General features: G+C 69.4%; 25 protein-coding genes, 1 tRNA gene and 1 pseudogene. 8 read left to right on the top strand and 19 right to left on the bottom strand.

The window, feature by feature from the left end:
* Positions 1–31: 31 nt before the first annotated feature.
* Together K9S39_RS28020 and K9S39_RS28015 are read right to left on the bottom strand one after the other, a co-directional pair.
* The gene (locus K9S39_RS28020) at positions 32–1,336 is read right to left on the bottom strand and encodes a sensor histidine kinase (protein ID WP_248866095.1); all 1,305 of its coding nucleotides are present in this window, start codon (positions 1,334–1,336) and stop codon (positions 32–34) included.
* On the bottom strand, positions 1,336–1,842 hold the full coding sequence (locus tag K9S39_RS28015) for a hypothetical protein (RefSeq protein WP_248866093.1): 507 nt from the start codon (positions 1,840–1,842) through the stop codon (positions 1,336–1,338). Before K9S39_RS28015 ends, K9S39_RS28020 begins: the two co-directional genes overlap by 1 nt.
* A gap of 388 nt (positions 1,843–2,230) precedes the next feature.
* Between K9S39_RS28015 and K9S39_RS28010 the strand changes: the two genes are divergently transcribed.
* From K9S39_RS28010 to K9S39_RS28000, 3 genes are all read left to right on the top strand, one after another.
* On the top strand, positions 2,231–3,772 hold the full coding sequence (locus tag K9S39_RS28010) for an MFS transporter (RefSeq protein ID WP_406708030.1): 1,542 nt from the start codon (positions 2,231–2,233) through the stop codon (positions 3,770–3,772).
* A 132-nt stretch (positions 3,773–3,904) separates the two neighbouring features.
* Positions 3,905–4,552 (top strand): HNH endonuclease signature motif containing protein, encoded by a 648-nt coding sequence (locus tag K9S39_RS28005; RefSeq protein WP_248866091.1) that lies wholly within the window; start codon positions 3,905–3,907, stop codon positions 4,550–4,552.
* 42 nt (positions 4,553–4,594) lie between these two features.
* Positions 4,595–4,678, top strand: a tRNA-Leu gene (locus K9S39_RS28000).
* A 59-nt stretch (positions 4,679–4,737) separates the two neighbouring features.
* Here K9S39_RS28000 and rdgB read toward each other — a convergent pair.
* The 5 genes from rdgB to K9S39_RS27975 form a co-directional block, all read right to left on the bottom strand.
* Positions 4,738–5,373 (bottom strand): RdgB/HAM1 family non-canonical purine NTP pyrophosphatase, encoded by a 636-nt coding sequence (rdgB, locus tag K9S39_RS27995; RefSeq protein ID WP_248866089.1) that lies wholly within the window; start codon positions 5,371–5,373, stop codon positions 4,738–4,740.
* A gap of 7 nt (positions 5,374–5,380) precedes the next feature.
* Positions 5,381–5,800 carry a hypothetical protein gene (locus K9S39_RS27990; RefSeq protein ID WP_248866087.1) on the bottom strand — a complete coding sequence of 140 codons (420 nt, stop codon included), beginning with the start codon at positions 5,798–5,800 and terminating at the stop codon, positions 5,381–5,383.
* A 243-nt stretch (positions 5,801–6,043) separates the two neighbouring features.
* The gene (rph, locus tag K9S39_RS27985; protein ID WP_248866085.1) at positions 6,044–6,775 is read right to left on the bottom strand and encodes a ribonuclease PH; all 732 of its coding nucleotides are present in this window, start codon (positions 6,773–6,775) and stop codon (positions 6,044–6,046) included.
* A gap of 94 nt (positions 6,776–6,869) precedes the next feature.
* Positions 6,870–7,109 carry a PTS glucose/sucrose transporter subunit IIB gene (locus K9S39_RS27980; protein WP_283112937.1) on the bottom strand — a complete coding sequence of 80 codons (240 nt, stop codon included), beginning with the start codon at positions 7,107–7,109 and terminating at the stop codon, positions 6,870–6,872.
* Positions 7,110–7,262: 153 nt separating this feature from the next.
* Positions 7,263–7,427 (bottom strand): hypothetical protein, encoded by a 165-nt coding sequence (locus K9S39_RS27975; protein ID WP_248869246.1) that lies wholly within the window; start codon positions 7,425–7,427, stop codon positions 7,263–7,265.
* Between K9S39_RS27975 and K9S39_RS27970 the strand changes: the two genes are divergently transcribed.
* On the top strand, positions 7,363–8,676 hold the full coding sequence (locus K9S39_RS27970; protein ID WP_248866082.1) for a PTS transporter subunit EIIC: 1,314 nt from the start codon (positions 7,363–7,365) through the stop codon (positions 8,674–8,676). The two genes, K9S39_RS27975 and K9S39_RS27970, sit on opposite strands and share 65 nt — an antisense overlap.
* Before the next feature lie 266 nt (positions 8,677–8,942).
* Positions 8,943–10,199: a PTS transporter subunit EIIC gene (locus tag K9S39_RS27965; protein WP_248866081.1), complete on the top strand. Its 1,257-nt coding sequence runs from the start codon at positions 8,943–8,945 to the stop codon at positions 10,197–10,199.
* A gap of 118 nt (positions 10,200–10,317) precedes the next feature.
* On the opposite strand, the gene K9S39_RS27960 is transcribed toward K9S39_RS27965, so the two are convergent.
* The 8 genes from K9S39_RS27960 to clpS form a co-directional block, all read right to left on the bottom strand.
* Entirely contained in the window at positions 10,318–11,070 is a 753-nt protein-coding gene (locus K9S39_RS27960; protein ID WP_248866080.1) for an MBL fold metallo-hydrolase, read from the bottom strand.
* 411 nt (positions 11,071–11,481) lie between these two features.
* Positions 11,482–12,432: a PLP-dependent cysteine synthase family protein gene (locus K9S39_RS27955; protein ID WP_248866079.1), complete on the bottom strand. Its 951-nt coding sequence runs from the start codon at positions 12,430–12,432 to the stop codon at positions 11,482–11,484.
* A 1-nt stretch (position 12,433) separates the two neighbouring features.
* On the bottom strand, positions 12,434–12,763 hold the full coding sequence (locus K9S39_RS27950; RefSeq protein WP_248866078.1) for a MoaD/ThiS family protein: 330 nt from the start codon (positions 12,761–12,763) through the stop codon (positions 12,434–12,436).
* A 163-nt stretch (positions 12,764–12,926) separates the two neighbouring features.
* Complete coding sequence (locus K9S39_RS27945) at positions 12,927–13,097, bottom strand: putative leader peptide (RefSeq protein WP_319949585.1); 171 nt, start codon at positions 13,095–13,097, stop codon at positions 12,927–12,929.
* Between the two features lie 146 nt (positions 13,098–13,243).
* Entirely contained in the window at positions 13,244–13,669 is a 426-nt protein-coding gene (locus K9S39_RS27940; RefSeq protein WP_248866077.1) for a Mov34/MPN/PAD-1 family protein, read from the bottom strand.
* Positions 13,670–13,831: 162 nt separating this feature from the next.
* The gene (locus K9S39_RS27935) at positions 13,832–15,277 is read right to left on the bottom strand and encodes an amino acid permease (protein ID WP_248866076.1); all 1,446 of its coding nucleotides are present in this window, start codon (positions 15,275–15,277) and stop codon (positions 13,832–13,834) included.
* A gap of 397 nt (positions 15,278–15,674) precedes the next feature.
* Positions 15,675–16,274: a DUF2017 domain-containing protein gene (locus K9S39_RS27930; RefSeq protein WP_248866074.1), complete on the bottom strand. Its 600-nt coding sequence runs from the start codon at positions 16,272–16,274 to the stop codon at positions 15,675–15,677.
* Positions 16,274–16,588, bottom strand: coding sequence for an ATP-dependent Clp protease adapter ClpS (clpS, locus tag K9S39_RS27925; RefSeq protein ID WP_248868998.1), 315 nt, complete (start codon positions 16,586–16,588; stop codon positions 16,274–16,276). The genes K9S39_RS27930 and clpS overlap by 1 nt, the downstream gene beginning before the upstream one ends.
* A 187-nt stretch (positions 16,589–16,775) precedes the next feature.
* Here clpS and K9S39_RS27920 point away from each other — a divergent pair, with 187 nt between their 5' ends.
* Entirely contained in the window at positions 16,776–18,104 is a 1,329-nt protein-coding gene (locus K9S39_RS27920; protein ID WP_248866072.1) for a nicotinate phosphoribosyltransferase, read from the top strand.
* A gap of 111 nt (positions 18,105–18,215) precedes the next feature.
* Positions 18,216–18,812, top strand: a complete 597-nt coding sequence (locus tag K9S39_RS27915) for an isochorismatase family protein (RefSeq protein ID WP_248866070.1) — start codon at positions 18,216–18,218, stop codon at positions 18,810–18,812.
* A gap of 174 nt (positions 18,813–18,986) precedes the next feature.
* On the opposite strand, the pseudogene K9S39_RS27910 reads toward K9S39_RS27915, so the two are convergent.
* Together K9S39_RS27910 and K9S39_RS27905 are read right to left on the bottom strand one after the other, a co-directional pair.
* Positions 18,987–19,322 (bottom strand): annotated as a pseudogene (locus tag K9S39_RS27910) (hypothetical protein); the annotation flags it as partial.
* A gap of 115 nt (positions 19,323–19,437) precedes the next feature.
* Positions 19,438–21,828: an immune inhibitor A domain-containing protein gene (locus K9S39_RS27905; RefSeq protein ID WP_248866068.1), complete on the bottom strand. Its 2,391-nt coding sequence runs from the start codon at positions 21,826–21,828 to the stop codon at positions 19,438–19,440.
* A gap of 461 nt (positions 21,829–22,289) precedes the next feature.
* On the opposite strand from K9S39_RS27905, the gene K9S39_RS27900 reads away from it, so the two are divergent.
* Positions 22,290–22,628 carry a hypothetical protein gene (locus K9S39_RS27900; RefSeq protein WP_248866067.1) on the top strand — a complete coding sequence of 113 codons (339 nt, stop codon included), beginning with the start codon at positions 22,290–22,292 and terminating at the stop codon, positions 22,626–22,628.
* Positions 22,629–22,643: 15 nt separating this feature from the next.
* On the opposite strand, the gene K9S39_RS27895 is transcribed toward K9S39_RS27900, so the two are convergent.
* Together K9S39_RS27895 and K9S39_RS27890 are read right to left on the bottom strand one after the other, a co-directional pair.
* Positions 22,644–23,396, bottom strand: coding sequence for an RDD family protein (locus tag K9S39_RS27895; protein ID WP_248866066.1), 753 nt, complete (start codon positions 23,394–23,396; stop codon positions 22,644–22,646).
* A gap of 202 nt (positions 23,397–23,598) precedes the next feature.
* Positions 23,599–25,134, bottom strand: a complete 1,536-nt coding sequence (locus K9S39_RS27890; RefSeq protein ID WP_248866065.1) for an RDD family protein — start codon at positions 25,132–25,134, stop codon at positions 23,599–23,601.
* Positions 25,135–25,258 lie beyond the last annotated feature (124 nt).

Here is a 25,258-nt window from a genome sequence, read left to right as displayed (position 1 = left end):
CCGGCAACTGCAGCACGGCCGGCGCACCGCGTCAGGGTGGCCCGGGGCAGGAGCCGTTGTCGGTGAGTGGCATACCGATTCCCGGCGCTGTCGCCGTCCGGTCCGGCAACTCCAGCACCGCTTCGGCGCCGCCCTCCGCGGCGGCGCCGAAATCCAGCCGCGCCCCCAGCACCTCCGCCTGCCCCGCCGCGATCGTCAGCCCCAGACCATGCCCGGTCCCCCGCTCCGGCGCCGCCGTACGGAACCGCCGCGGCCCCTCCGCACACAACTCCGCCGGATACCCCGGACCGTGATCCCGCACCACGATCCGGGCACCCGCCACCACCACCTCTATCGGCGGCATCCCATGCTTCGCCGCGTTCGCCAGCAGATTCACCAGCACCCGCTCCACCCGGCGCCGGTCCGTCTCCACGATCCGCGGCTCCCCCTCCACCATCACCGGCACCTCGTCCACCCCCCGCTGACGCGCCGCCCGCTGCACGATCCCCCGCACCAGCGACGGCAGCTCACAGGCATCCAGATCCGCCCGCTCCACCCCCGCGTCCAGCCGCGACACCTCCAGCAGGTCCTCCACCAGCCGCCGCATCACCTGCGCCCGGTCCCGCACCATCTCCACCGCACGCGGCTGCGGCAACAACTCCGCCGCCGCCACCAGCCCCGCGACCGGCGTCCGCAGCTCATGCGCCACATCCGCGGTGAACTCCCGCTCCGCCTCCACCCGGGCAGCCAGCGACGTCGCCATGTGATGCACACTCCGGCCCAACTCGGCCACCTCGTCCCGGCCATGGCTCGCCAGCGCATCCGCGTCCGGCGCCGCACCCGCCGCGATCCGCCGCGCCGCCGCCGCACTCAACCGCAGCCGCCGCGACAGCCGCTGCGCCACAAACCACGACACCACCGCCATCAGCACAACCGTGCCGCACCCCGCGATCAACAACGCCCGGTCCAGGGCCACCCGCGCCGGATCGTCATCCGGAAACGCCGCCGACACCGACAACGTCCGCTGCGGAGCGCCCCCGTCCACACCACCGCCGACCCCCGTCGCCGCCCACACCCGCGGATCCTCACCGCCACTGAGATACGTCCCCGACCGGCCCCGGAACACCGCCTCCCGCAACGGCACCGGCAGCGTCGCGTCATTCAGCTGCGCCCCCAGCGCCAGCGTCCCGTCCCGCTCGTAGATCTGCAGCGCCGAACTCAGCCGGTCGTCCTGATACGCCCGCGCCGACCGCTCCCGCTCGGCATCGGCGATGTGGTGCACGGAGAACCCGAGCACCACCACGGCCAGCGCCGTCATTCCCGAAATGGCCAGGGCGATCCGGCCTCGAATGCCCATCACGCGAGGTTGTACATCTCCGTCGTGTCCCCGAGCGGCGTCGACCCCTCATACGTCACCTCAAGCCCGGTGAAGGCCCGCGCACCGTCGACGTCCTTCGCGCCGTAGAGCCGGAACGTCGCCGGGAACACGGCACCCGTCCCCGCCCCCGCGGCGGTCTGCTCGACCTGCACCACGCCCCTGCCTTCCGCCTCCCGAGAGCCATACCGGTCCCACCTGATCGCCGTCGCCACCATCCCCGCGTCCCCGCAGGTCAACGTGATCACCTCCGGCTTGATCTCCGGGGTGCCGAACCCGCAGTCCCGTACGCCCGGCAGGCCCCCCGAGGGCTTGCCGGCCGACTTCACACCCTGCGCCGCCGAGGTCTTCGGCGCCACATCCACCGCCGACGCGCGATTCGACTCCTGGCTGAACCACACCCCGCCGCCCGCCAGCGCCGTCACCACGACGAAGGCCGTCACAGCGGTACGCCCACGAGCCCAGCGGGCCCCAGCGCGGTCGGTCATCACGTACTCCTCCCGGGGCCCTCACACCCCAGTACCCCCACCGGCAAACTCGAACGAAAAGAGAGGTTTCGACAGCGCCACTCTCTCCTCCCCGGCACACAGCCTCGTTGCCCGAACACTGCGGTGACCGCGCGGCTGTGTACCAGTCCTGTAACAGGACCCGGGAAAAACCCTGACACACCCCCGCCACCGCCCCACCCGCGCACCCCCAACACACCCCCCGCCCCGTAGAAGCCGCGCACTGCCCCATACAAGCCCCGCACCTGCCCCATACATGCCCCGTACAGCGAAATTCGGCCAAAGGGGTTTGATCCACGCCCCCACTGCGCAGACGCATCTGTCGTACCCCCACCGCGCACCACGCGCCGACCGACCGAGAGGACGCCCTGTGGCGACCGGCACCACCGAAGCAGTCCGCACAGTCCAGACCCACACCCCGGACGCCCCGGACAAAGAAGCGCTCAAGCGCCACCGGACCCTCTTCCGTGCCATCGCCCGCCGCAAAAATCCCCCACTACGACGCACCGACATCACCATCACCGACGAAAAAGTCGTCAAACGCGCCGTAAAAGCCGCCGCCCTCGGCAACGCCATGGAATGGTTCGACTTCGGGATCTACAGCTATCTCGCCGTCACCATCGGCAAGGTCTTCTTCCCCGGCGGCAACGACACCACCAGCCTGCTGTCCTCCTTCGCCACCTTCGCCGTCGCCTTCCTCGTACGCCCCCTCGGCGGCGCCTACTTCGGCCCGCTGGGCGACCGCATCGGCCGCAAGAAAGTACTCGCCCTCACCATGATCATGATGGCGCTGGGCACCCTCTCCATCGGTCTGATCCCCTCCCACGCCGCCATCGGCTTCTGGTCCCCCGTCCTCCTCATCCTCTTCCGCCTCGTCCAGGGCTTCTCCACCGGCGGCGAATACGGCGGCGCCTCCACCTTCATCGCCGAATACGCCCCCGACAAAAAACGCGGCTACTTCGGCAGCTTCCTGGAAATGGGCACCCTCATCGGCTACACCGGAGCGGCCGGCATCGTCCTCATCCTCGACACCGCCCTCGGCAACGAAGCAATGCTCCACTGGGGCTGGCGCATCCCCTTCCTCATCGCCGGCCCACTCGGCCTCGTCGGCCTCTACCTCCGGGTGAAACTCGACGAAACCCCCGCCTTCCAAAAACTGGAAGCCACCGGCTCACACGCCACGACACCCCTCCCCCACTCCCCCCACCTCTCCGAAAACGCCCCCAGGAGAAAACTCGGCGAAATCCTCGCCCAGCAGTGGCCCACCCTCATCCTCTGCGTCGCCCTGGTCGGCGCCTACAACATCACCGACTACATGCTCCTCTCCTACATGCCGACCTATTTGACGGACACCCTCGACTACCAGGAATCCCACGGCCTCCTGATCCTCCTGGGCACCATGGCCGTCCTCATGTGCGTCCTCACCACCATCGGCAAACTCAACGACCGCTACGGTCGCAAGCCGCTGCTCATGACCGGCATGCTCGGCTTCTTCCTCCTGGCCATCCCCGCGTTCCTCCTGGTCAAGCAGGGCAGCATGCTCGCCGTCCTCACCGGCATGGCCCTCCTCGGCCTCTCCCTCGTCTGCCTCCTCGGCACCATGTCCGCCGCCCTCCCCGCCCTCTTCCCCACCGACGTCCGCTACGGCTCCCTCTCCATCGGCTACAACCTCGCGGTATCCCTTTTCGGCGGCACCACGCCTTTGGTGATCACGGCCCTGATGAAGGGATTCGGCGGCAACATCATGGTTCCCGCCTACTACACAATGGGCGCCGCTCTCGTGGGCGCGATCGCCGTCGCCTGCATGAAGGAAACGGCGCAGCTGCCGCTGGAAGGGTCGCCTCCTTCGGTAGCCACCAAGGAGGAGGCCATCGAACTCGTCAGCTCCGAATCCAGGGAGCCCCGCTTCTGACGCCGGCGCGTCGGCTCCGTCTCCCCCGCTTCCCTTTTCCTTACGTTCGTTCCCCTACTTGGCTAACCATCGCGTCACTCACTCGTTGAGGAGTTCGAGAGAGGAACGAACGAACACAACGGGGGGGATGCCATGCCCGTCAGCCCATACACCCGGGAGCGCCTCGCCGAGGCGGCCCGATCGTCGCGGACGTTGTCGGAGGCGTTGGAGAAGTTAGGGGTGGATCCGCGGAGTTCGACGCGGCGGTATGTGTTTGACCGGATGAAGAAACTGGGGGTGGACGTCTCACACTTCGAGCGCGAGGGGGCCAAGTGGACGCGGGAGATCCTCCAGGCGGCGGTCTCGGCCGCGACGAACATGTGCGAGGTGCTGCGGCATCTCGGGCTTGAGGTCGTCGGGGGCCAGCACACCCACATCAGCCGCCGGATCAAGGCGTACGGGATCGACACCTCGCATTTCACGACCGTGGTCCGCGCGGAGAACATGCGGGACCGCCGACGTCGCCACGCCCCCGGAGAGATCCTCGTGGAGGACCTGTCAGCGCACCCCAAGCGCACTCCCAGCAACCGGGTCAAGAGGGCAATGCTCGAACTCGGCATCGAGGAGCGATGTGCTCTGTGCGGCATTGAGGCGGTCTGGCTGGGAGAGCCGCTGCCGCTTGAGGTCGATCACATCGACGGCGATTGGCGGGACAACCGGGTCGAGAACCTGCGATTGCTGTGCCCCAACTGCCATGCAGTGACCGATACTTGGTGCCGAGGTGGCCGCCGACGACGGTAGCTCTCACCGCAAGCCCACCAACGAGTAGTATGGCCGTGGCTGGCGGCCGTGCTGGAATTGGCAAGACAGGCTGGTTTTAGGTACCAGTGCCCTTGAGGCGTGTGGGTTCGAGTCCCACCGGCCGTACTGACCTTGGAATCGAAGGCCCGGCCCCACACCCGTGTGGGGCCGGGCCTTCACCGTCGTCAGCCCACCAGCTCCCGCACCACCGGAACCAGAGCCCGGAAAGCGCGCCCCCGATGGCTGATCGCGTTCTTCTCGTCAGGAGTCAGCTCGGCGCAGGTCCGGGTCTCCCCCTCGGGCTGGAGGATCGGGTCGTAGCCGAAGCCGCCGGTGCCCGTGGGGACGTGGCGGAGGGTGCCCTCCAGGCGGCCCTCGACGACGCGTTCGGTGCCGTCGGGGAGGGCGAGGGCAGCGGCGCAGGCGAAATGCGCGCCGCGGTGTTCGTCGGAGATGTCGGCCAGCTGGGCCAGCAGCAGCTCCAGGTTGGCCTGGTCGTCGCCGTGCTTGCCGGCCCAGCGGGCGGAGAAGATGCCGGGGGCGCCGCCGAGGACGTCGACGCAGAGGCCGGAGTCGTCGGCGACGGCCGGGTGGCCGGTGGCCTTGGCGAGGGCGTGGGCCTTGAGCAGGGCGTTTTCGGCGAAGGTGACGCCGGTTTCCTTGATGTCCGGGACGTCGGGGTAGGTGTCGGCTCCGATGAGTTCGATGCCGAGGCCGGCGCCTTCCAGGATGGCCCGGAGTTCGGCGATCTTGCCGGTGTTGCGGGTGGCGAGAATGAGGCGGTTCGGGGTTGCGGGGTGCCCGCCGGTGTGAGGCTGCATGGGGTGATTATCCCGGGGTGCAGACCTTGGTGATGTCGCCGGCCGCGTCGGAGATGGGTGCGAGGTCGGGGGCCTTGGCCGCGTCGAGGTCCTTGCGGGCGTCCTTGACGCCGTCGTTCATCTTGTCGATGGCTTTGGAGAGCTCGGGGTCGTCGGACGATTTGCTGACCTTGTCGAGGTTCTTGTCGATGGTGTCGAGGGCTTCTTTGGCTGCCTGGGGGTCGTCGATGGCGCTGCCGACGGCCTTTTGGAGTTTGTCGACGCTGTCGACGATGGTGCTGGCGGTGTTGGCGCAGTCCATGGCCTTGTTGACCGCTCCGCAGGCGGAGAGCAGCGGTATGGCGAGCGCGGCGGCGGCCAGTGTGGCGAGGACGGTGGTGGCGTGGCGGCGGTGCTGGGGAAGCTGACGTTGCGTGCGCGGGGCCATGGAGTGGTTCCTTCCTCGGGTCATGCTCGGTCATGCACGAGCAAAGGAACAAACGCGCGGCGCCCTGAATTGGTTGCCAGGGCGCCGCGTTCGGGGGTGATGATGCGTCAGTGGGGGTGAACGGCAGTCAGCGGGGGTGCAGTTGGGGCAGGGGTCCGGCCCGGCCTGTTCTGTCGTGCCGTGTTGTGCGCCCTGTCCTGTCCTCCCCTGTCGGACCGCCGTCCCCTCAGACTGTGCGCGCTGTCAGAGTGTGCGGGCGAGTGCCTCGCGCTGGGCGGTGTCGAGTTCGGCGCAGCCGGCGGCGGCGAGGTCGAGGAGGGAGCCGAGTTCGGCGCGGGTGAAGGGTTCGGCTTCGGCGGTGCCCTGGACTTCGACGAAGCGGCCGTCGCCGGTGCAGACGACGTTCATGTCGGTTTCGGCCTTCACGTCTTCCTCGTAGCACAGGTCGAGGAGCGGTACGCCGTTGACGATGCCGACGCTGACGGCGCTGACGGTGCCGGTGAGGGGCTGGCGGCCGTGCTTGATGAGTTTTTTGCGCTGGGCCCAGCCGACGGCGTCGGCGAGGGCGACGTAGGCGCCGGTGATGGCGGCGGTGCGGGTGCCGCCGTCGGCCTGGAGGACGTCGCAGTCGAGGACGATGGTGTTTTCGCCGAGGGCTTTGTAGTCGATGACGGCGCGGAGGGAGCGGCCGATGAGGCGGGAGATCTCGTGTGTGCGGCCGCCGATTTTGCCCCGTACGGATTCGCGGTCGCCGCGGGTGTTGGTGGAGCGGGGGAGCATCGAGTATTCGGCGGTGACCCAGCCTTCGCCGCTGCCCTTGCGCCAGCGGGGGACGCCTTCGGTGACGGAAGCGGTGCAGAAGACTTTGGTGTCGCCGAAGGAGATGAGGACGGAGCCTTCGGCGTGCTTGCTCCAGCCGCGTTCGATGGTGACGGGGCGGAGCTGGTCGGGGGTGCGGCCGTCGATGCGAGACATGGCGTAGACCCTATCGGCAATGGTGTGGGCCCCGTTCCGGTGTGGGTGGTGCGGTCCGGAGCGGGGCCCTTGGGGGGGCTGTGGGGTGGTCAGCTCACATCATGTCTTCGATTTCGGCGGCGATGGGGTCGGCGTCGGTGCCGATGACGACCTGGATGGCGGTGCCCATCTTGACGACTCCGTGGGCGCCGGCGGCCTTCAGGGCGTCCTCGTCGACCAGGGCGGCGTTGTTGACTTCGGTGCGGAGGCGGGTGATGCAGCCCTCGACCTCTTCGATGTTGTCGAGTCCGCCGAGCCCGGCGACGATCTTCTCAGCCTTGCTGGCCATGTCCACTCCTGCTTGTCTCGGCCGCCGGCGGTTCCGCCGTGCGGTTTTCACACGGTAACGCACGTTCAGCCCAACTTTGCGGGCGTTGGTCCGCTGTCTACCGAAGGATGGCGATCACCCGGAGTGCGTGCCGGGGGCCAGAACCGCACCACGAGTGGTCTACACCACCAGTATGCGGTAAGTGCCGGGCCGCATTGCCGACGGGCCGGTTGTCGGCGGACCGGCCGCCTGCGGGACGGGATTCGCCTGGAGGGCTTGGATGAGTGCGAATGCGGCGTCGGCGGCGCCGAGGAAGAAGTGGACGTCCGCCGCCTTCCAGGGCATGCAGAAGATGGGCCGCAGTCTCCAGCTGCCGATCGCCGTGCTGCCGGCCGCGGGCATTCTCAACCGGCTGGGGCAGCCGGATCTGTTCGGGGCGGACGGGCTGGGGTGGGACAACGTCGCGAAGGTGTTCGCGGGGGCGGGCGGGGCGCTGCTGGATTCGGGGCTGGGTCTGCCGCTGCTGTTCTGTATCGGTGTCGCGATCGGGATGGCGCGGAAGTCGGATGGTTCGACGGCGCTGGCCGGGGTGGTGGGGTTCCTTGTGTATTACGCGGTGCTGCATCAGTTCCCGGTGGACTGTGCCGCGGGCCAGACGTACACGCAGGCGGGGCCGTGGTCGGGGGTGTGCGGGGCCCGGGACGGGACGGTGGCGCAGGCGACGTTCCAGAATCCGGGGGTTTTCGGCGGCATTGTGATGGGTCTTCTGGCGGCCTGGTTCTGGCAGCGTCTGCACCGGGTGAAGCTGGTCGACTGGCTGGGTTTCTTCAATGGGCGTCGACTGGTGCCGATGGTGATGGCCTTCGTCGGGGTGGCGTTCGCCGTGGTGTGTACGGGGGTCTGGCCGCCGGTCGGTGAGGCGCTGACGGGTTTCGGCAAGTGGCTGAGCGATATGGACTGGATCGGTTCGGGCATCTTCGGTGTCGCGAACCGTGCGCTGCTGGTGGTCGGGCTGCATCAGTTCCTGAACACCTTCGTCTGGTTCCAGTTCGGTGATTACACCAAGCCGGACGGCACGGTCGTGCACGGTGATATCAACCGGTTCCTGGCGGGTGATCCGGCGGCGGGCCAGTTCGAGACGGGGTTTTTCCCGATCATGATGTTCGCGCTGCCGGCGGCGGGGCTGGCGATCGCGCACTGTGCGAAGCGGCATCGCCGTAAGGAGGTGTCGGGCATGATGCTGTCGGTCGGGCTGACGTCGTTCGTGACGGGTGTGACCGAGCCGATCGAGTATTCGTTTCTGTTCATCGCGCCGGCGCTCTATGTGATCCATGCGGTGCTGACGGGTGTGTCGATGGCGGTGACCTGGGCGCTGGGGGTGCATGACGGTTTCAGCTTCTCGGCGGGGCTGATCGATTACGTCATCAACTGGGGGCTGGCGACGAAACCGTGGTTGATCATTCCCGTCGGTGTGTGTTTCGCCGCGGTCTACTACGTCGTCTTCCGTTTCGTGATCACGAAGTTCGATCTGGCGACTCCGGGCCGCGAGTCGGCCGAGGTGGGGGACGCGATGGAGCGGGAGAACGTCAAGTAGTGCGGGGGAAGATCACCTAGTGGGGGAGCATCGCGCAGTGCCGGGGAACATCGCGTAGCAGGGCCCTCATCAGGGCTTTGGCCACTTGGCCTGCGGCTGTCGTGGAGCCGGGCGCGGGGGCCGGTCGTCGTGTGGTCCAAACCACTTGGAACAATGGATTCCTTTGCGCCTTGACCACGTGCTAAGAATGGTCTAAACCACCAGTGGTTTAGACCAGCAGCGGGCCGTACCCCCTTCCGAGTGCCCGCCTCACCAGGAGGAATCCGATGAGTTCGGCCACTGCCGCCACCAAAGCGGCCCCCGCGAAGAAGCGGGGCTCCGGCCTGTTCCAGGGCCTGCAGAAGATCGGCCGCAGCCTCCAGCTGCCGATCGCCGTCCTGCCCGCCGCGGGCATCCTCAACCGGCTCGGCCAGCCCGATGTGTTCGGCAAGGACGGGCTGGGCTGGATCGATGTCAGCAAGGTCTTCGCCGCGGCCGGTGGCGCGGTCTTCGACAACCTGCCGCTGCTGTTCTGCATCGGCGTCGCCATCGGCTTCGCCAAGAAGGCCGACGGCTCCACGGCGCTCGCCGCCCTCGTCGGCTTCCTGGTCTACAGCAATGTGCTCAAGGCGTTCCCCGTCAAGGAAGGCCACATCGAGGACGGCGAGTGGGTCGAGCCGGTCGTCAACAATCCCGGTGTCCTCGGCGGCATCATCATGGGCCTGCTGGCCGCGGTCCTGTGGCAGCGCTACCACCGCAAGAGGCTGGTGGACTGGCTGGGCTTCTTCAACGGCCGCCGGCTCGTCCCCATCATCATGGCCTTCGTCGGCACCGGAGTCGGCGTGCTCTTCCTACTGATCTGGGAGCCCATCGGTGACGGCATCTCCAGCTTCGGCGAGTGGATGACCGGTCTCGGCGCGGGCGGTGCCGGCCTCTTCGGCCTGATCAACCGCGCGCTGCTGCCGATCGGTATGCACCAGTTCGTCAACACCGTCTCCTGGTTCCAGCTGGGTGAGTTCACCGACGCCGCGGGCAAGGTCGCGCACGGCGACATCGGCCGCTTCTTCGCCGGCGACCCGTCCGCCGGGCAGTTCATGTCCGGTTTCTTCCCGATCATGATGTTCGGCCTGCCGGCCGCGGCGCTCGCCATCGCGCACTGCGCCCGCCCCGAGCGCCGCAAGGCCGTCCTGGGCATGATGATCTCGCTCGCCCTGACCTCGTTCGTCTGCGGTATCACCGAGCCGATCGAGTTCGCGTTCATGTTCATCGCGCCGGTGCTGTACGCGATCCATGCGGTGCTGACCGCCGTCTCGATGGCCGTCACCTGGGCCCTGGGCGTGCACGACGGCTTCACGTTCTCGGCGGGCTTCATCGACTACGCGCTGAACTGGAGCCTGGCCACCAAGCCCTGGATGATCATCCCGATCGGCCTGGCCTTCGCGGTGGTCTACTACCTGCTCTTCCGCTTCGCGATCACCAAGTTCAATCTGCCCACCCCGGGCCGTGAGCCCGAGGAAGAGGTCGAGGACCTGACGAAGGCGTAGGCCACTCGGATCCCGTCCGCGCGAAAAGGGCCCCGGAAACCATCTTCCGGGGCCCTTTTCGCGCATGTTATGCCGGTCTCAGATCTCATGCGCCGGTCTCAGATCTCGTGCGCCGGTCTCAGATCTCGTACGACGCCCCCGCCTTGGCGACCTCGACCGGCCCGTCGTACACCTTCTGGGCGTCCCGGAGGCTGATGTCCGGGTCGGTCCACGGCGGGATGTGGGTCAGCACCAGGCGGCCCGCGCCGGCCCGGCGGGCGTGTTCGCCGGCCTCCCGGCCGTTGAGGTGCAGGTCCGGGATGTCCTCCTTGCCGTGGGTGAAGGACGCCTCGCACAGGAAGAGGTCGGTGTCCGCGGCGAGGCTGTCCAGCGCCTCACAGGGGCCGGTGTCGCCGGAGTACGTCAGGGAGCGGCCGCCGTGCTCGATGCGGAAGCCGTACGCCTCCACCGGGTGGCTCACCAGCTCGGTACGGATGGTGAACGGCCCGATGGTGAGGGTGCCGGGCGTCAGCGTGCGGAAGTCGAAGACCTCGCTCATCGCCCCGTCGTACGGCAGATCCGCGTGCGCGAAGGTCAGCCGGCGCTCGGTGCCGGCCGGCCCGTAGACCGGAACCGGCCCGCGGCGGCCGCCGTCCGGCGGGTAGTAGCGCACCACGAAGTAGCCGCACAGGTCGATGCAGTGATCGGCGTGCAGATGCGAGAGGAGGACGGCGTCCAGGTCGTAGAGACCGCAGTGGCGCTGCAGCTCGCCGAGGGCGCCGTTGCCCATATCGATGAGCAGCCTGAAGCCGTCGGCCTCCAGGAGGTAGCTCGAACAGGCCGATTCCGTGGAAGGGAATGACCCGGAGCATCCGACGACAGTGAGCTTCATGCGGGCGTGAACCTCCGTGGGCGGGGGCGGCGGGACAGGGGCCTTCCCTGCTCATGGTCCCCCTGTTCATGGGGGTCCCGCTGTTCGAGCGGAACCGAGAACTTGGGGAGGATCCGAGAACGTGGGGGAGCAGTTGAGAGCTTGGGGAAGGGTCCTTGCCTGCTTCGTGCTGTGTGTTGGGGCCTCGGCGCTCTGTGCGGTGCCCACGAGCGTAAGGCGCAAAGGGGCGTGTGGCTCCTCCAGCGGGGCGAGCTGTGGGCGGAATCACCAGTCCGGGGGCAAGCGCCGTACGGCCGTACGCCGTGCCTTCGGCGACGCCGCGCAAGGGAAAAAAGTCCCGCCGCCGTGGTGTGGCACCACGGCGGCGGGCGGGTTCGGTGTCCGGCCGGTCCGGCGGGACGGCTGCGCAGCTCAGGCCCAGAGCTGCCCGTTCAGGGTCTCGATGGCCGCTTCGGTGGACGGTGCGGTGTAGACGCCGGTGGAGAGGTACTTCCAGCCGCCGTCGGCGACGACGAAGACGATGTCGGCGCTCTGCCCGGCGCGGACCGCCTTCCTGCCGACGCCGATCGCCGCGTGCAGGGCGGCGCCGGTGGAGATGCCCGCGAAGATGCCTTCCTCGGCGAGGAGTTCGCGGGTGCGGCGGACCGCGTCCTCGGAACCGACCGAGAAGCGGGTGGTGAGCACGGACTCGTCGTAGAGCTCGGGGATGAAGCCCTCGTCGAGGTTGCGCAGGCCGTAGACGACGTCGTCGTAACGCGGTTCGGCGGCGACGATCTGGACGCCCGGGACGTGCTCGCGCAGATAGCGGCCGACGCCCATCAGCGTGCCCGTGGTGCCGAGGCCGGCCACGAAGTGGGTGACGGAGGGGATGTCGGCGAGGATCTCGGGGCCGGTGGTGGCGTAGTGCGCACCGGCGTTGTCCGGGTTGCCGTACTGGTAGAGCATCACCCAGTCGGGGTGTTCGGCGGCGAGGTCCTTGGCGACCCGTACGGCGGTGTTGGAGCCGCCGGCGGCGGGTGAGGAGATGATCTCCGCGCCCCACATCGCGAGGAGTTCACGCCGTTCGGACGAGGTGTTCTCCGGCATGACGCAGACGATGCGGTAGCCCTTGAGCTTGGCCGCCATGGCGAGCGAGATGCCGGTGTTGCCGCTGGTGGGTTCGAGGATGGTGCAGCCGGGGGTGAGCCGGCCGTCCTTCTCCGCCTGCTCGATCATGTGGAGCGCGGGCCGGTCCTTGACCGAGCCCGTGGGGTTGCGGTCCTCCAGCTTCGCCCAGATGCGGACGTCGTCGGAGGGTGACAGGCGCGGGAGGCGGACGAGAGGGGTGTTCCCGACCGCCGCCAGCGGGGAGTCGTACCGCACGTCAGACGCCCGCCCGTCGCCCGACCGCCATCCCGGCAGGACGGGGCTGCGCCCCGGCAGCACCCCCCGCGACGGCGGGCAGGATCGTGACGTTGTCGCCGTCGGCGAGCTTGGTGGAGATGCCTTCCAGGAAGCGCACGTCCTCGTCGTTGAGGTAGACGTTCACGAAGCGGCGCAGCTGCTCACCGTCGACGAGGCGCTCGCGGATGCCGGCGTGGCGGCTCTCCAGGTCGGTGAAGAGGTCGGCGAGGGTCTCGCCGCTGCCCTCGACGGACTTCTGGCCGTCGGTGTAGGTGCGCAGGATGGTCGGGATTCGGACCTCGATGGCCATGTGAGGGCTCCTGTGGGAGTGCGGTGGCGGAAGTGGCGGAAGCAGCGGTCGCCGTGGTGGCATGGCGTGCGGGAGCGCCGGGTGACGCGGTGGTGCGGGAGGTGCGGACCGGTGGGCGCCGCGGCCGGGTCCCCGGCCCCGGGGAGGCTCCGTGCGGGGCGGGTCAGGCGGCGCGGCGCGGACAGATGGCGCTGGAGAGGCGGCACAGGTCGATGTGCAGCCGTGCGGTTCCGCAGCCGAAGGCGCCCAGCAGGGCGGACGCGGAGCGACGCGTGGCGAGCGGAGCGTGCGTCGGCATGCCCCTCCTCTTCTCGCTCACGTCGTGGTCAACCATGCGGTCATCGTATCGATTCCCGGTCCGGGTATTGGAACCTTGTCCCATCATGCGGACGGTTGGTGTACGCCAAGTGGGACGCGGACCCGGGGAAGCCGCTCCGCGGGGGGCTGCGCGTACAGGGATCCCGCAGGTCACGCCCGTGATCAGGCGTACTCCGCGACTATCTCGACCTCTTCCTCGGTGATCTCGCCGTCGACGATGCGGAAGGAGCGGAACTGGAAGGGTCCGGCATCGTCGGTGTCGGCGGTGGACACCAGGACGTAGTGCGCGCCGGGCTCGTTCGCGTAGGAGATGTCCGTACGGGACGGGTATGCCTCGGTGGCGGTGTGCGAGTGGTAGATGATCACCGGCTCCTCGTCCCGGTCGTCCATCTCGCGGTAGAGCTTGAGCAGGTCGGCGGAGTCGAACTCGTAGAACGTGGGCGAGCGGGCGGCGTTCAGCATCGGGATGAACCGCTCGGGACGCCCGCTGCCGGCCGGGCCCGCGACCACGCCGCAGGCTTCGTCGGGGTGGTCCTTGCGGGCGTGCTCGACGATCTGGTCGTGGAGGGCCTTGGTGAGGGTCAGCATGCGGCCAAGGATAAGAGGTGTGCGCGAAGCGCCCGGTTGGGGTGGTGGCGGGCGACGGATGGGCGCTGGGGCCCGTACGTACCGAAGAGTGGTACATACGGGCCCGGATGCTGGACAGTTGGCCGGATCGGACCGGTGGACGCGCCCGGCGGCGGCCTCGGCTCAGTCCTTCTTGGACGCGACGGGCACGTCCTTCAGGGCCGCGGCGTCCCGCCGCTTGATGGAGAGGTAGCCCGCGGCCAGGACGAGTGCCCACACGGGGGCGGCGTAGAGCGAGATCCGGGCGGCCGGGTCGAGGGCCATCATCACGATCACCATGCCGATGAAGGCCAGCGCGAAGACCGAGGTGTACGGGCTGCCCGGGGCGCGGAACTCGGACTTGGGCAGCAGCCCGCGGTCCGACTTGGACCGGTAGCGCAGCTGCGAGAGCAGGATGACGATCCAGGCCCACATACCGGAGATGGTCGCGAAGGAGACGACGTAGTTGAACGCCTCGCCCGGCCACTTGTAGTTGATGAAGACGCCGAACAGCATCATCGCGACCGAGACGCCGGTGCCCCAGGTGGGCAGGCCGTTCCTGCTGAGCCTGGTGAAGAACTTCGGGCCCTGCCCGTTGAGGGCGAGGTCACGCAGCATCCGGCCGGTGGAGTACATACCGGAGTTGGCCGAGGACAGCGCGGCGGTCAGCACGACGAAGTTGACGATGCCGGCGCCGGCCGGCAGGCCGATCTGCTGGAAGGCGGCGACGAACGGGCTGACGCCCGGCTCGAAGACCGTCCAGCTGACGACGGAGAGGATGATGAGGAGCGCGCCGATGTAGAAGAGGCCGATCCGCCACGGGACGGTGTTGATGGCCTTGGGCAGGACCTTCTTCGGGTCGGTCGCCTCGCCCGCGGTGACGCCGACGAGTTCGACGGCGAGGAAGGCGAACATCACGATCTGCAGCGTCATCAGCGTTCCGCCGATGCCCTGGGGGAAGAAGCCGCCGTCGGACCACAGGAGCGTGAAGGAGGCGGTGTCACCGGCGTCGGAGAAGCCGAGGGTGATCACGCCGAGGCCGATGAGGATCATGCCGATGATGGCGGTGACCTTGACCATCGAGAACCAGAATTCCAGCTCACCGAAGATCTTCACGGAGATCAGGTTGATGCCGAAGAGCGCGCAGGTGAAGACGAGCGCCGAGGCCCATTGCGGTATGCCCTTGTTCCAGTACTGGATGTAGGTGGCCGCGGCGGTCACTTCGGTGATGCCGGTGACGACCCAGAACAGCCAGTACGTCCAGCCGGTCACAAAGCCGATGAAGGGGCCGATGAACTCCCGGCCGTACTCGGAGAAGGAGCCGGACACGGGCCGGTACATGAGCAGTTCGCCCAGGGCCCGCATGATGAAGAAGATGACCAGGCCGACGATGGCGTAGGCCAGGACGATGCTCGGACCGGCCATCGAGATGGCCTTGCCCGCGCCGAGGAACAGACCGGTACCGATGGCGCCGCCGATGGCGATCATCTGGATCTGGCGGTTTCCCAGACCCCGCTGATAGCCCTCTCCGGAAGCTTCTTCCGTGGCCTCGTTGCTGTCGTGTTCCTTGTCGACCTGCACTGAGGTCATGTGTGGTGCGCCTTTCTCCATTCCGACCCGGCCTGCCCGGGTCGGGTCCCGACCCCCCGGATGGAGTTCCTGCACGCCGACGGTCGGCCGGCTCAGCGCTCCCGCGGCGACAAGGGTGGCGTCGCACACGGCAGGAGGTGAAGATCTATCACGATCGTTCGGAGATCAACGGACACCGCACTGTCGGCACCGTGAGCCGGATCACTGAAAAAATAGGACAAAAGGCGAAATCGGCAATGCAACAGACCGACCTGGTGATGCGATCGTTATCCGGATTTGAGCGTCCGCTGAGCGAACACCACGGGTGTTACGCCCCGATATGACCGCTCCGGGGGCGGGGCGCGAGAGGGCCAGGGGGTGACGTGGCGGGGGCACGACGCCCCCGGTCCCGTGGACGTCAGTCCATCATTGATTCGACGAGGGTTTCCTGCAGACCGCCCAGCCAGAGATAGGCCATCACCATCGGCTTGCGCGGGTCGGTGTCCGGCAGTCGGAGCAGCTCGCCGCCGTCCTCCTCGTCGGTGACCTCCAGCCGGGTGCCGATGGCGAGCCGGAGGTCGTTGAGGGCGCCGAGCCACTGCCGGCACTCGTCGGGCTTCAGACGCAGCACCGCGCCGCCCTGTCCGGCGGGCGTCAGGGCGTCCAGCGAGCGGATCAGCGCGAGGGCGTCGTCGCGCTTGCGGGCGCGCAGATCGTTCTCGGTGTAGCGGCGGAACTCGGCGGACGCGGCCCGTACACCGTCGTCGGGGACAAGGTCGGGGCCGCCGTACGCATCGGGGAACAGGCGGGCCAGGACCGGGTCGGCGGGCGGTTCGCTGGGCCCGTCGTTGAAGACCGAGGCGAACAGATCGTCCTCGCCGCCGCTGTCGGCGGGCTCCTCGCCCGGACCGATCAGCTCCAGGAGCTGCACGGCCAGGCTGCGCAGGATGGAGATCTCCACCTCGTCGAGGGGAACGGCGGCGCCGCCACCGGGCAGCGGCTCGAAGTGGCCGGCCATCAGCGGTCCTGCTGAAGGGTGGCCCAGAGGCCGTAGCCGTGCATGGCCTGCACGTCGCGCTCCATTTCCTCGCGGCTGCCGCTGGAGACGACCGCGCGGCCTTTGTGATGGACGTCGAGCATCAACTGGTGCGCCTTGTCCTTGGAGTAGCCGAAGTACGTCTGGAAGACATACGACACATAGCTCATGAGGTTGACGGGGTCGTTGTGGACGATCGTGACCCACGGGACATCGGGTTCGGGGACCTCGAACGGTGCCTCGCTCGACTCGGGACGCTCGATCTCCACCGGCACACTGAGGGTGCCGCGGTACATCCGGAGAGTGATCGTGGGTGACGGATGGGCGCTCACACGCCCCATGCTGCCACCCGGGGGCGGGCGGTGCACAAACGCCCCTCGCACGGGAGCGTCGGCGAGCCGCGCGCCCCCTCGCGAGGGCCTCCGGGAGCGGCGGCACCCACTATCGTCAGAGTGACGAGTATGGGGAGTACCATCTCCTTTCATGAACACAGCAGACCTGGGGCTGCCGGTGGCCGTGCCGTCGACTGCGCTCTTCACCGACCAGTACGAACTCACCATGCTGCAGGCCGCGTTGCAGTCCGGGACCGCGGACCGGCGCTCGGTCTTCGAGGTCTTCACCCGGCGGCTGCCCGAGGGCCGCCGCTACGGCGTGGTCGCCGGTACCGGCCGGGTGCTGGACGCGGTGGAGAACTTCCGCTTCGACGAGACGATCCTCGGCTTTCTGCGCGAGCGCGGCATCCTCGACGAGCCGACGCTCCAGTGGCTGTCCGACTACCGCTTCCGCGGTGACATCTGGGGCTACCCGGAGGGCGAGGTCTACTTCCCCGGTTCCCCGGTGATGCGGGTCGAGGGCACCTTCGCCGAGGCGGTCCTCCTGGAGACGGTGATCCTCTCGATTCTCAACCACGACTCGGCGGTGGCCGCGGCCGCCTCCCGGATGGCGGTGGCGGCCGGCGAGCGCCCGCTGATGGAGATGGGCGCCCGGCGCACCCACGAGCTCTCCGCGGTGGCCGCGGCCCGCGCCGCGTACGTCGGCGGCTTCCACTGCACCTCCGACCTGGCGGCCGGCTTCCGCTACCACATCCCCACCGTCGGCACCAGCGCGCACGCCTTCACCCTGCTCCACGACACCGAGCGGGACGCCTTCACCGCGCAGGTCGACACCCTCGGCAGCGGCACCACCCTCCTCGTGGACACCTTCGACGTCGCCACCGCCGTGCGGACCGCCGTGGAGGTGGCCGGGCCCGGCCTGGGCGCGGTGCGGATCGACTCCGGCGACCTGCTGCTGATCGCCCACCGGGTGCGCCAGCAGCTGGACGATCTGGGCGCCGGGAAGACCAAGATCGTGGTCACCAGCGATCTGGACGAGTACGCCATCGCCTCGCTCGCGGCCGCCCCGGTGGACGCGTACGGCGTCGGCACCCAGCTGGTGACCGGCAGCGGGCACCCCACCTGCTCGATGGTCTACAAGCTGGTCGCGCGCGCCGACTCCGATGCGCCGGGCGCCCCGCTGCGGCCGGTCGCGAAGAAGTCGATGGGCGCCAAGTCCTCGGCGGGCGGCCGTAAGTGGGCGGCCCGGCGGCTCGACGCGGACGGGGTCGCGGAGGCCGAGGTCGTCGGCACCGGGCCGGTGCCGGAGGAGCTGGCCGGCCGGCAGCTGCTGGTGCCGCTGGTGCGCGGCGGCGAGGTGGTGGCCCGGGAGCCGCTGGAGGACGCCCGCGACCGGCATATCGCCGCCCGCGCCGGACTGCCGCTGTCGGCGACCCAGCTCTCCCGGGGCGAGCCGGTCCTGCCGACCGAGCACGCGTGACGGGCACGACCCGGCACGGCACCCCCTCCCGCATCGCCCGCGCAGTGGCTACCCTCGGTCACACCACCACTGTGCGCCCCTCCACCGATTCCCAGCCGGAAGGCACGCGCCATGCACCGGGCATTGATCGTCGTAGATGTGCAGAACGACTTCTGTGAGGGCGGCAGCCTCGCGGTGGCCGGCGGTGCGGATGTCGCCGCGGCCATCACCGACCTGGTGGGCCAGGCGGCCGGCAGCGGCTACCGCCATGTGGTGGCCACCCGCGATCACCACATCGACCCGGGCGGCCACTTCTCCGAGCACCCCGACTATGTGCGCTCCTGGCCCCGGCACTGCGTCGCGGGCACGGAGGGAGTGGGTTTCCACCCCAATTTCGCGCCGGCCGTCACCTCGGGAGCGGTCGACGCGGTCTTCGACAAGGGCGAGTACAGCGACGGGTACAGCGGCTTCGAGGGCACGGACGAGCACGGCACCCCCCTGGCGGAGTGGCTGCGCGCCCGTGACGTGACGGAGGTGGACGTGGTCGGCATCGCCACGGACCACTGCGTACGGGCCACCGCCCTCAGCGCCGTCGACGAGGGCTTTTGCACCCAGGTACTGCTGGACCTCACCGCGGCCGTCTCCCCGGACACCACGAAGCGGGCGCTGGAGGAGCTGCGGGAGGCCGGCGCGGAGCTGACCGGCAAGCCGGTGCTGGCCGGCGGCTGAGACCCGTCCACAGCCGGTGTGGCGGGTCCGGAGACCCGCCACACCAGGAAGCTCTGCCCGCGCTCAGGCGCCGGCGGCCTGCGGCGCCTGGACCGGGGCCGGGGCCTGGACCGGGGCTGGGGCCGGGGCCTGGGCCTGGACCGGGGCCTGGGCCGGGACCTGGGCCGGCGTCTGGGCCGGGGCCCGCAGCAGCGCCCGTATCGGGTGCCAGGACTCGGTGTCGTCATCCGGCGCCCCGCGCCACACCAGCCCGTCGGGATGGTGCAGCACGGCCGTGATCTCGTCCGGCGTCGGCGGCTTGGAATTGCCGCGCAGGTAGACGGAGCGCAGCCCGTGGTTGCGCAGCCTGGTCAGGGCGCGCTGCCGGTTCACGGCGTGGACCAGGACCCGTACGCGGTGGTCGCCGTCGTACGGTCCGGTCAGCGGGCTGTGGCTCGGTCTGGGCAGCGAAAGGGCGACCACCACGCTTCCGCCCGGAAGTCTGATGAAGCCGCCACTGGTCATGGTCATTCTTCCCCCGTGAGACTTAGCGTCAACAAGGAACTGTCGAGCGCATCTAAACGCTAATCGGCCGCCGCCCGCTAGAGGCGACGGCCGATAAGATTCTGACCTGCGGTTTTGACAGTTACCTGCCAGCCGGTCCGATCTTGAGGGTCACGGTGGAGCCGTTCGCGGCCTCCTTGACAATCTTGATCCTGGTGTTGGTGTCAGGAACGATCACGCCGCCGGTCGGGTTCGCCTTGTCGTAGTAGACGCCGTGCCGGTCGTCGAAGAGCGTGACGCCCTTCTTGGCCTTGATCGTGACGGGCTTGCCGTCCTTGTGGAGCTTCAGCGCGTCGGTGCGGTGGCGCGTGAAGGTCGAGTCGTAGGACTGGAAGCGGTTGCGCATCAGCTTCCCGTCGGCCCACCGCTCGGCCTTCGGGTGCGCGTCGACGGGCAGGATCTGCCCGCGGCCGGGGTGCTGGCCGACGTTGTTGTCCGGCTGCGAGGTGTCCCACAGCCAGATCAGCACACCGTTCTGATACGGGAAGTGCTCGACCCAGTGGGGCTTGTCGGTGGCCCAACCGAAGTTGTACGGGCCGGTCTTGAGGGTCCTGTCGTATGACACGTACTGGCGGTTCTCGGCCAGGTAGTACTGCGGGTAGTCCTTGGTGAAGGACGCCCCGATCCGCGTGAAGCCCTTGCTGGTCCAGCCGTTGTCGCCGCCCTCCGCGTCATCGCTGAACAGCGGCTCGCCGTCGGCGACCACGCCGAGGGCGTCGGCCGTGAAGCCCTTCTGGACGGCGCCGCCGTCGGTGTGGTAGCGGAAGCGGAGGTCGATCTTCTTGCCCGCGTAGGCGTCCAGCGGGTAGACGAGGTCCTGGTAGGCGTCCACCGTCCCGGTCAGCGCGGGCTTGTCGCCGCCGTCGCGCGGGATGGGCTCGCCGTTCGCGGTGCCGTCGACGGGCGTCCAGTTCTCGCCGCCGTCGGTGGAGATTTCGGCGTAGAGGTAGTCGTAGTCCTTCTCGATGTCCCACCAGCCCTGGAGGGTCAGCGACGCCTTGGACTTACCGGTGAGGTCCACCGGCCGGGAGAGGGTGTTCTTCAGGTCGTTGCCCATGTCGCTCCACCACTGCCGGGAGCCTTCCGCGGGCTGGACGATCTCCGTCGTCACCTCCTTCGAGGGCAGTTCGACGACCACCGCCTGCTTGTGCTTGGTGTTGTACTCAGCGACGCCCAGCTTGTGCGTCGACCTGGTGGCGGCCTTCGCCTTGCCGTAGTTGAGCCATCCCAGCTGCAGCTTGTCCCAGGCGCTCATATCGCCGGGCAGATCGCCGATGGAGTCCTTGCCGCGGCCTAGCCAGGAGCCGGCCGACATCAGCGACCAGTAGTCCACCGACGACTCACCGGTGCCGCTGGTGTCGTACTCGTCCGGAAGCCCCAGGTCATGGCCGTATTCGTGGGCGAAGACGCCGAGTCCGCCGTTCTCCGGCTGCATGGTGTAGTCGCCGACCCAGATGCCGGTGTCGCCGATCTGCGTGCCGCCCGCCTTGTTGTCGGCGGGGCCGGTCTTGCCGGCGTCGGTGCCGTACGCGTACCAGCGGTGCGCCCAGAGGGCGTTGGTCTTCTGGGCGCCGCCGCCCGCGGACTCGTCCTCACCGGCGTGCACGATCTGGAAGTGGTCGATATAGCCGTCCGGCTCGTTGAAGTCGCCGTCCTCGTCGTGGTCGTAGCGGTCCCACTGGTCGTACCTGGCGAGATCGGCCGTGATCTGCTCGTCGGTACGGCCCTTGGCCTTCTGGTCCTCCGCCCACTGGTCGACCCCGTCGCGGACCAGGTCCCAGGCGTTGGCACAGTTGGTCTGACCGCAGTAGTTGGAGCCGTAACGGGCCTCGTTCCACTCGACCCTGACCCAGTCGGAGACCTCGCCCTCGACGGAGTAGCGGCCCGAGGACTGCTTCTCGTAGTACTTGGCCAGCGACTGCTTCTTCTTGTCGTGCGAGAAGTAGAGGTCCTGGAAGTGCTGCCGGTTGTAGTCCTTCTGCCAGGCGGTGCTGTTGTCCGTCGTACGGTCCGGCTCGGCTATCTGGTTGTGCGCCGGGCCGGGCTTGCCGCCGTACTTCTTCACCGGCGGCTCGGGGCCGTCGCCGTCCGGGTCGAACATCGTGGTGTCGTCGACCTTGTCACCGAAGTCCGCCAGGATCGTGAAGATCCGGTCGGTCTTCTGCCGCGCCAGCTCGACGTACTTGCCCTTGCCCAGCTTGACGACCTGGGAGCCCGCGCGCTCGGTCGCCGTGGCGTCGCCCGATATGACCTGCTGGAGCGCTTCCTTGCGCTGACTGGCCTGCCGGTCGCTGAACGGACCCTTGAGGTCGTGGTCCACGGTCCGCTCGGGGGCCGGATCCTGGCGCTGCGCGACGGGCGACGGGGGTTGCCCGTCGGCCGTGGCCACTCCCGAAGACAAAGCGGCCGCCCCGATCGCGGCGATCGCCGTGGCCAGGGCGGCCGGTCTGAAAAGTCTTCTCTGATTTCTCACTTGGCGCGGTCCTCCCCTTCGAACACGGTCACTGTTCGAGGGGCATTCGACCGGAAGCGTCGAAGAAAAGACAGATCTTGACTTGGGCACGTCAGCGAAGTATGTTGCCCGGTTCACGAGTTACGGCTGTCGGACGCCGGACACACCGGCCCGACGGCGAGACGGACGCACCGCCCCGACGGGAGGGGGACGCACCGTCCCGACGGGGGACCAGGCCCGCCGCACAGGCGGGTCGGATATGCCCCTCAGGCATGCACCCCTGCCCCCAACAGGCGTTCCGCCAATGCCCGTTCGCACACGGGCGGAGCCGCGCGCCCCCTGTACCCCGGAACCGTGGGTTAGGTCACGCTTACCCGTCGCTCCGCCCGGGCAGTAAGGACCGTAGGGTCGTTCGATGGCGCGCCTTCGACGGCACCCGTTGACCGACACACCCTGCCGACCACCCGAGGACGGATCCCGCCATGCCTCGTCCGACCGCCACCCAGCTCGTCTACGGTTCGGCCACCGTCTTCCTCTCCACCCTCGCGATGCTGCTGCTCTCGCGGACACAGACCGTCATCGGGGTCGCGGTCATCGCCCTCGCGGGGCTCGGGCTCGGCCTGCTGGCCGCCCTGACGTTCCCCGCGCGGCGGACGTCGCGGAGCTCACGGGTGGTCCGCCGGCACACCGTACGGGCCAAGTCGCCCGCCGCGCCTGCCGCGTTGACGGCCGTGCCGGCGCCGGGCGGGCGGCTGCCGCGCCCCAGGATCTCCCGGCCGACCGGCGCCGTCGAGGCCCGGGTCGGTGAGCACTCCCGCTGATCCGACGCGGGCGCGTCAGGCCGTGGAAACCACCACGGTCTTGGCCGCCTTGTCGTGGACGCACTGCTGGTACGGCTTGTCCCAGGTGCACCACAGGACGTTGACCAGCCAGAAGATGGGGCCGCAGCACGGCACGATCTCCGGCAGTGTGTAGACCGCGGCCCGGATCCAACCCGCCTGGCCGGCCGGCACCGCGCCGTTCGCCAGCATCCCCACCCGGATCTTCATCGCCATCTTGCCGACGGTCTGGCCGCGGTTGGTCAGCATCAGCCCCTCGTACACCAGATACACCAGCATCGTGACGCCGGACACCGTCGCCTGTTTGCCGGTCTCCGTAGGGCTGCCGCTCGTGTAGTCCGCCCCGCCCACGATGACGTTCATGATCAGCGTGACCGGGACACCGATGATGATGATGTCGATGATGCGCGCGACGAGCCGACGGCCGCGGTTGGCGAGCGGCGGCATCCCGGCGAGCGGATCGGCCGCGCCGTACTCCCCGCCGTAGGGATTGTCGGCATACGGGCTGCCGCCGTAGGGGCCGCCCTCGTAGCGCGGGGGAGGTGCACCACCGGGAGGGGGCTCGCCGCCAGGAGGCTGAGCTCCTCCAGGCGTTCCACCAGGAGCGCCGCCGCCTCCGCCGCCCGTGCCGCCCCCGGAAGGGGAACTGCTGGACGGCGCGCCCTCCTCGGGCGGCCCCTGCGGCTTCTTCAGGAACGGGTCGTGCTCCGGCGGTTCACCGGAGCCGGGACTCGGCTGGTCGGTACTCATGGCCCGAGTCGACCGCTTGTCACGGCCCGCCGCATCCGGCGAAGTCCGTTCGGGGGACCCGGGCCATGGGGTCCGTCCGGTGGATCGGGGTCGGACCGGCCCGGGGGCTATCCGACGGGCCAGGCGCGGGGGTCCGTCCGATGGGGCTCGGGGGTCCGTCCGATGGGTCAGGCTCGGACATCCCCTGTGCGGGGCCCGGCGATCAGTCGGCGGCGACGAACGTCCGCGCGGCCTTGTCGTGCCAGCACTGCCGCCACGGGCGGTCGAACAGACACCACACGACGTTCACCACACCGACGGCCAGGACACCGAGCACGCCGTACACCAGCCAGCGCTTGATAGCCGCACCGAATCCCGGGGTGTCATGGCTCTCGATGTCCAGCACCCGCACCTTGCACAGCTTCTTGCCCAGGGTGCGGCCCCACTTGACGGTCGGCAGCGCCTCGTAGAGCCCACCACCGATGAGCAGGACGGCCAGGACGGCGCCCAGGATCGGGAGGGTGGTGCCGTCGAGCAGATAGACCGTCACCTCGCGGCCGGACTGCTTGGCCGCCTCTACCTTGGCGTCGATGTGGTCCGTGACGGTGCCCCACAGGGGTACGGCGACCGCGGCGGCGGCCGCGCCGACCACCAGCGTGTCGATCAGCCGGGCCGCGAACCGGCGGCCGAGGCCCGCCGGGTGGCCCTGTGCGGCCTGCGCCGCCGCGAAGAAGACATCGGCGGACGGCGGCTTCCAGGGGATGACGCCGTCGTCGCCCGGCGCCCCGGCCGCGGCACCGCCTTGCGGCGGAAAACCCGACGACGCCGACGACACGGCGGGCGCCTGCCCGCCCTGCTGCTGCCCCGGGTTCTGCTGGGGACGGCCCTGCGGTGTGCCGACGGACGGCAGCGGCTGCGGGTCGGTGGTGCCGGGCGGGGCGGACTGCCCGGTGGCGCCGCCCTGCGCGACCCGGATCGCCATGGTCTCGTTGCCCTTCGCCGCGCCGGCCGCACCGTCGGCTCCCGACGCTCCGGCCGTCCCTCCGGGGTTCGGCCGTACCGCCCGGATCGCCGTGGTGCCCTGGTCCACGGCGTCGCCGTCACCGCGGCCGCCCGGCTTGACGGCACGGATGGTGACCGTCCCGTCGGCGGGACCCTCGGGCTTACGGGGTCCGGGCGTCGTGGTGGACGACGTGGCGGGCGCCTCGCCGGACCCGGGCCCGGCCGCCCGACCGCCCGACCGCTCGTCGCGCTGCGCCGGCACCGCGCCCCACGAGGCCGCGCCGGACTGCGCCTGGGACTGTGGCTGCTCGGCCGAGCCCCAGGACACCCGGCGGTCCGCCTCACCGCCGAAGCCGCTCTGCCGGGAGGCGTCGGCCTGCCAGGAGGAGGCCGGTTCCGGACCGGTGCCGGGCCGCCGGGCCGGGTCGTCCCAGCTCCCCGCGGCGCGGTCGTCGGCCGGTCCGTCCTCACCGCTCTCGCCTCCGGCGGGCACTCCGGTGCCGTCGCCCGCCTCCTCGTCCAGGAAGACCGGCCCGGTCTCCTCGACGGGGGACGGGGCCGGGGCGGGCGACGGCGCCGCGGTGGCCACGCCGGGCGGCGGGGCGGGCATCGCCTCGCCCTCGGCCGGCGCCGGCCGGCTGGTGCCCGGCACCCACGCGGCGCCGTTCCAGTACCGGATGTAGCCGGGGATGGACGGGTCCGGGTAGAAGCCTGGCGTAGGGCTGTCGCCGGCGGATCCTGAGGTAGGGGCGCTCATGTCCGAAGTCCCGTATCTGTGCTCGGCCTGGTGGGTGTGGGGTGCAGTCTGCCGCAACGCGGCGTCCACATCTATCAGACCCCCGGTGGCCCCGGCGTTCTCCCCCGGCGACGACCACCTGGAA

It is taken from the genome of Streptomyces halobius (assembly GCF_023277745.1).
Classification (GTDB): Bacteria; Actinomycetota; Actinomycetes; order Streptomycetales; family Streptomycetaceae; genus Streptomyces; species Streptomyces halobius.
The sequence above is the reverse complement of the archived record's forward strand: the minus strand, read 5'-3'. Positions and strand labels throughout refer to the sequence as shown.

What these genes read in the sequence shown, in the direction of transcription:
- K9S39_RS27975 (WP_248869246.1), bottom strand. Translation starts at nt 7,427, where the DNA reads ATGCCCTGGAAGGCGGCGGACGTCCACTTCTTCCTCGGCGCCGCCGAC.
- K9S39_RS27915 (WP_248866070.1), top strand. Translation starts at nt 18,216, where the DNA reads ATGCACCGGGCATTGATCGTCGTAGATGTGCAGAACGACTTCTGTGAG.
- K9S39_RS28005 (WP_248866091.1), top strand. Translation starts at nt 3,905, where the DNA reads ATGCCCGTCAGCCCATACACCCGGGAGCGCCTCGCCGAGGCGGCCCGA.
- K9S39_RS27930 (WP_248866074.1), bottom strand. Translation starts at nt 16,274, where the DNA reads ATGGCCGGCCACTTCGAGCCGCTGCCCGGTGGCGGCGCCGCCGTTCCC.
- K9S39_RS27960 (WP_248866080.1), bottom strand. Translation starts at nt 11,070, where the DNA reads ATGAAGCTCACTGTCGTCGGATGCTCCGGGTCATTCCCTTCCACGGAA.
- rdgB (WP_248866089.1), bottom strand. Translation starts at nt 5,373, where the DNA reads ATGCAGCCTCACACCGGCGGGCACCCCGCAACCCCGAACCGCCTCATT.
- K9S39_RS27920 (WP_248866072.1), top strand. Translation starts at nt 16,776, where the DNA reads ATGAACACAGCAGACCTGGGGCTGCCGGTGGCCGTGCCGTCGACTGCG.
- K9S39_RS27945 (WP_319949585.1), bottom strand. Translation starts at nt 13,097, where the DNA reads ATGGTTGACCACGACGTGAGCGAGAAGAGGAGGGGCATGCCGACGCAC.
- K9S39_RS27940 (WP_248866077.1), bottom strand. Translation starts at nt 13,669, where the DNA reads ATGCTGACCCTCACCAAGGCCCTCCACGACCAGATCGTCGAGCACGCC.
- K9S39_RS27900 (WP_248866067.1), top strand. Translation starts at nt 22,290, where the DNA reads ATGCCTCGTCCGACCGCCACCCAGCTCGTCTACGGTTCGGCCACCGTC.
- K9S39_RS28020 (WP_248866095.1), bottom strand. Translation starts at nt 1,336, where the DNA reads ATGGGCATTCGAGGCCGGATCGCCCTGGCCATTTCGGGAATGACGGCG.
- K9S39_RS27890 (WP_248866065.1), bottom strand. Translation starts at nt 25,134, where the DNA reads ATGAGCGCCCCTACCTCAGGATCCGCCGGCGACAGCCCTACGCCAGGC.
- K9S39_RS27950 (WP_248866078.1), bottom strand. Translation starts at nt 12,763, where the DNA reads ATGGCCATCGAGGTCCGAATCCCGACCATCCTGCGCACCTACACCGAC.
- K9S39_RS27965 (WP_248866081.1), top strand. Translation starts at nt 8,943, where the DNA reads ATGAGTTCGGCCACTGCCGCCACCAAAGCGGCCCCCGCGAAGAAGCGG.
- K9S39_RS27935 (WP_248866076.1), bottom strand. Translation starts at nt 15,277, where the DNA reads ATGACCTCAGTGCAGGTCGACAAGGAACACGACAGCAACGAGGCCACG.
- K9S39_RS27990 (WP_248866087.1), bottom strand. Translation starts at nt 5,800, where the DNA reads ATGGCCCCGCGCACGCAACGTCAGCTTCCCCAGCACCGCCGCCACGCC.
- K9S39_RS28015 (WP_248866093.1), bottom strand. Translation starts at nt 1,842, where the DNA reads ATGACCGACCGCGCTGGGGCCCGCTGGGCTCGTGGGCGTACCGCTGTG.
- K9S39_RS27970 (WP_248866082.1), top strand. Translation starts at nt 7,363, where the DNA reads ATGAGTGCGAATGCGGCGTCGGCGGCGCCGAGGAAGAAGTGGACGTCC.
- rph (WP_248866085.1), bottom strand. Translation starts at nt 6,775, where the DNA reads ATGTCTCGCATCGACGGCCGCACCCCCGACCAGCTCCGCCCCGTCACC.
- clpS (WP_248868998.1), bottom strand. Translation starts at nt 16,588, where the DNA reads ATGTACCGCGGCACCCTCAGTGTGCCGGTGGAGATCGAGCGTCCCGAG.
- K9S39_RS27895 (WP_248866066.1), bottom strand. Translation starts at nt 23,396, where the DNA reads ATGAGTACCGACCAGCCGAGTCCCGGCTCCGGTGAACCGCCGGAGCAC.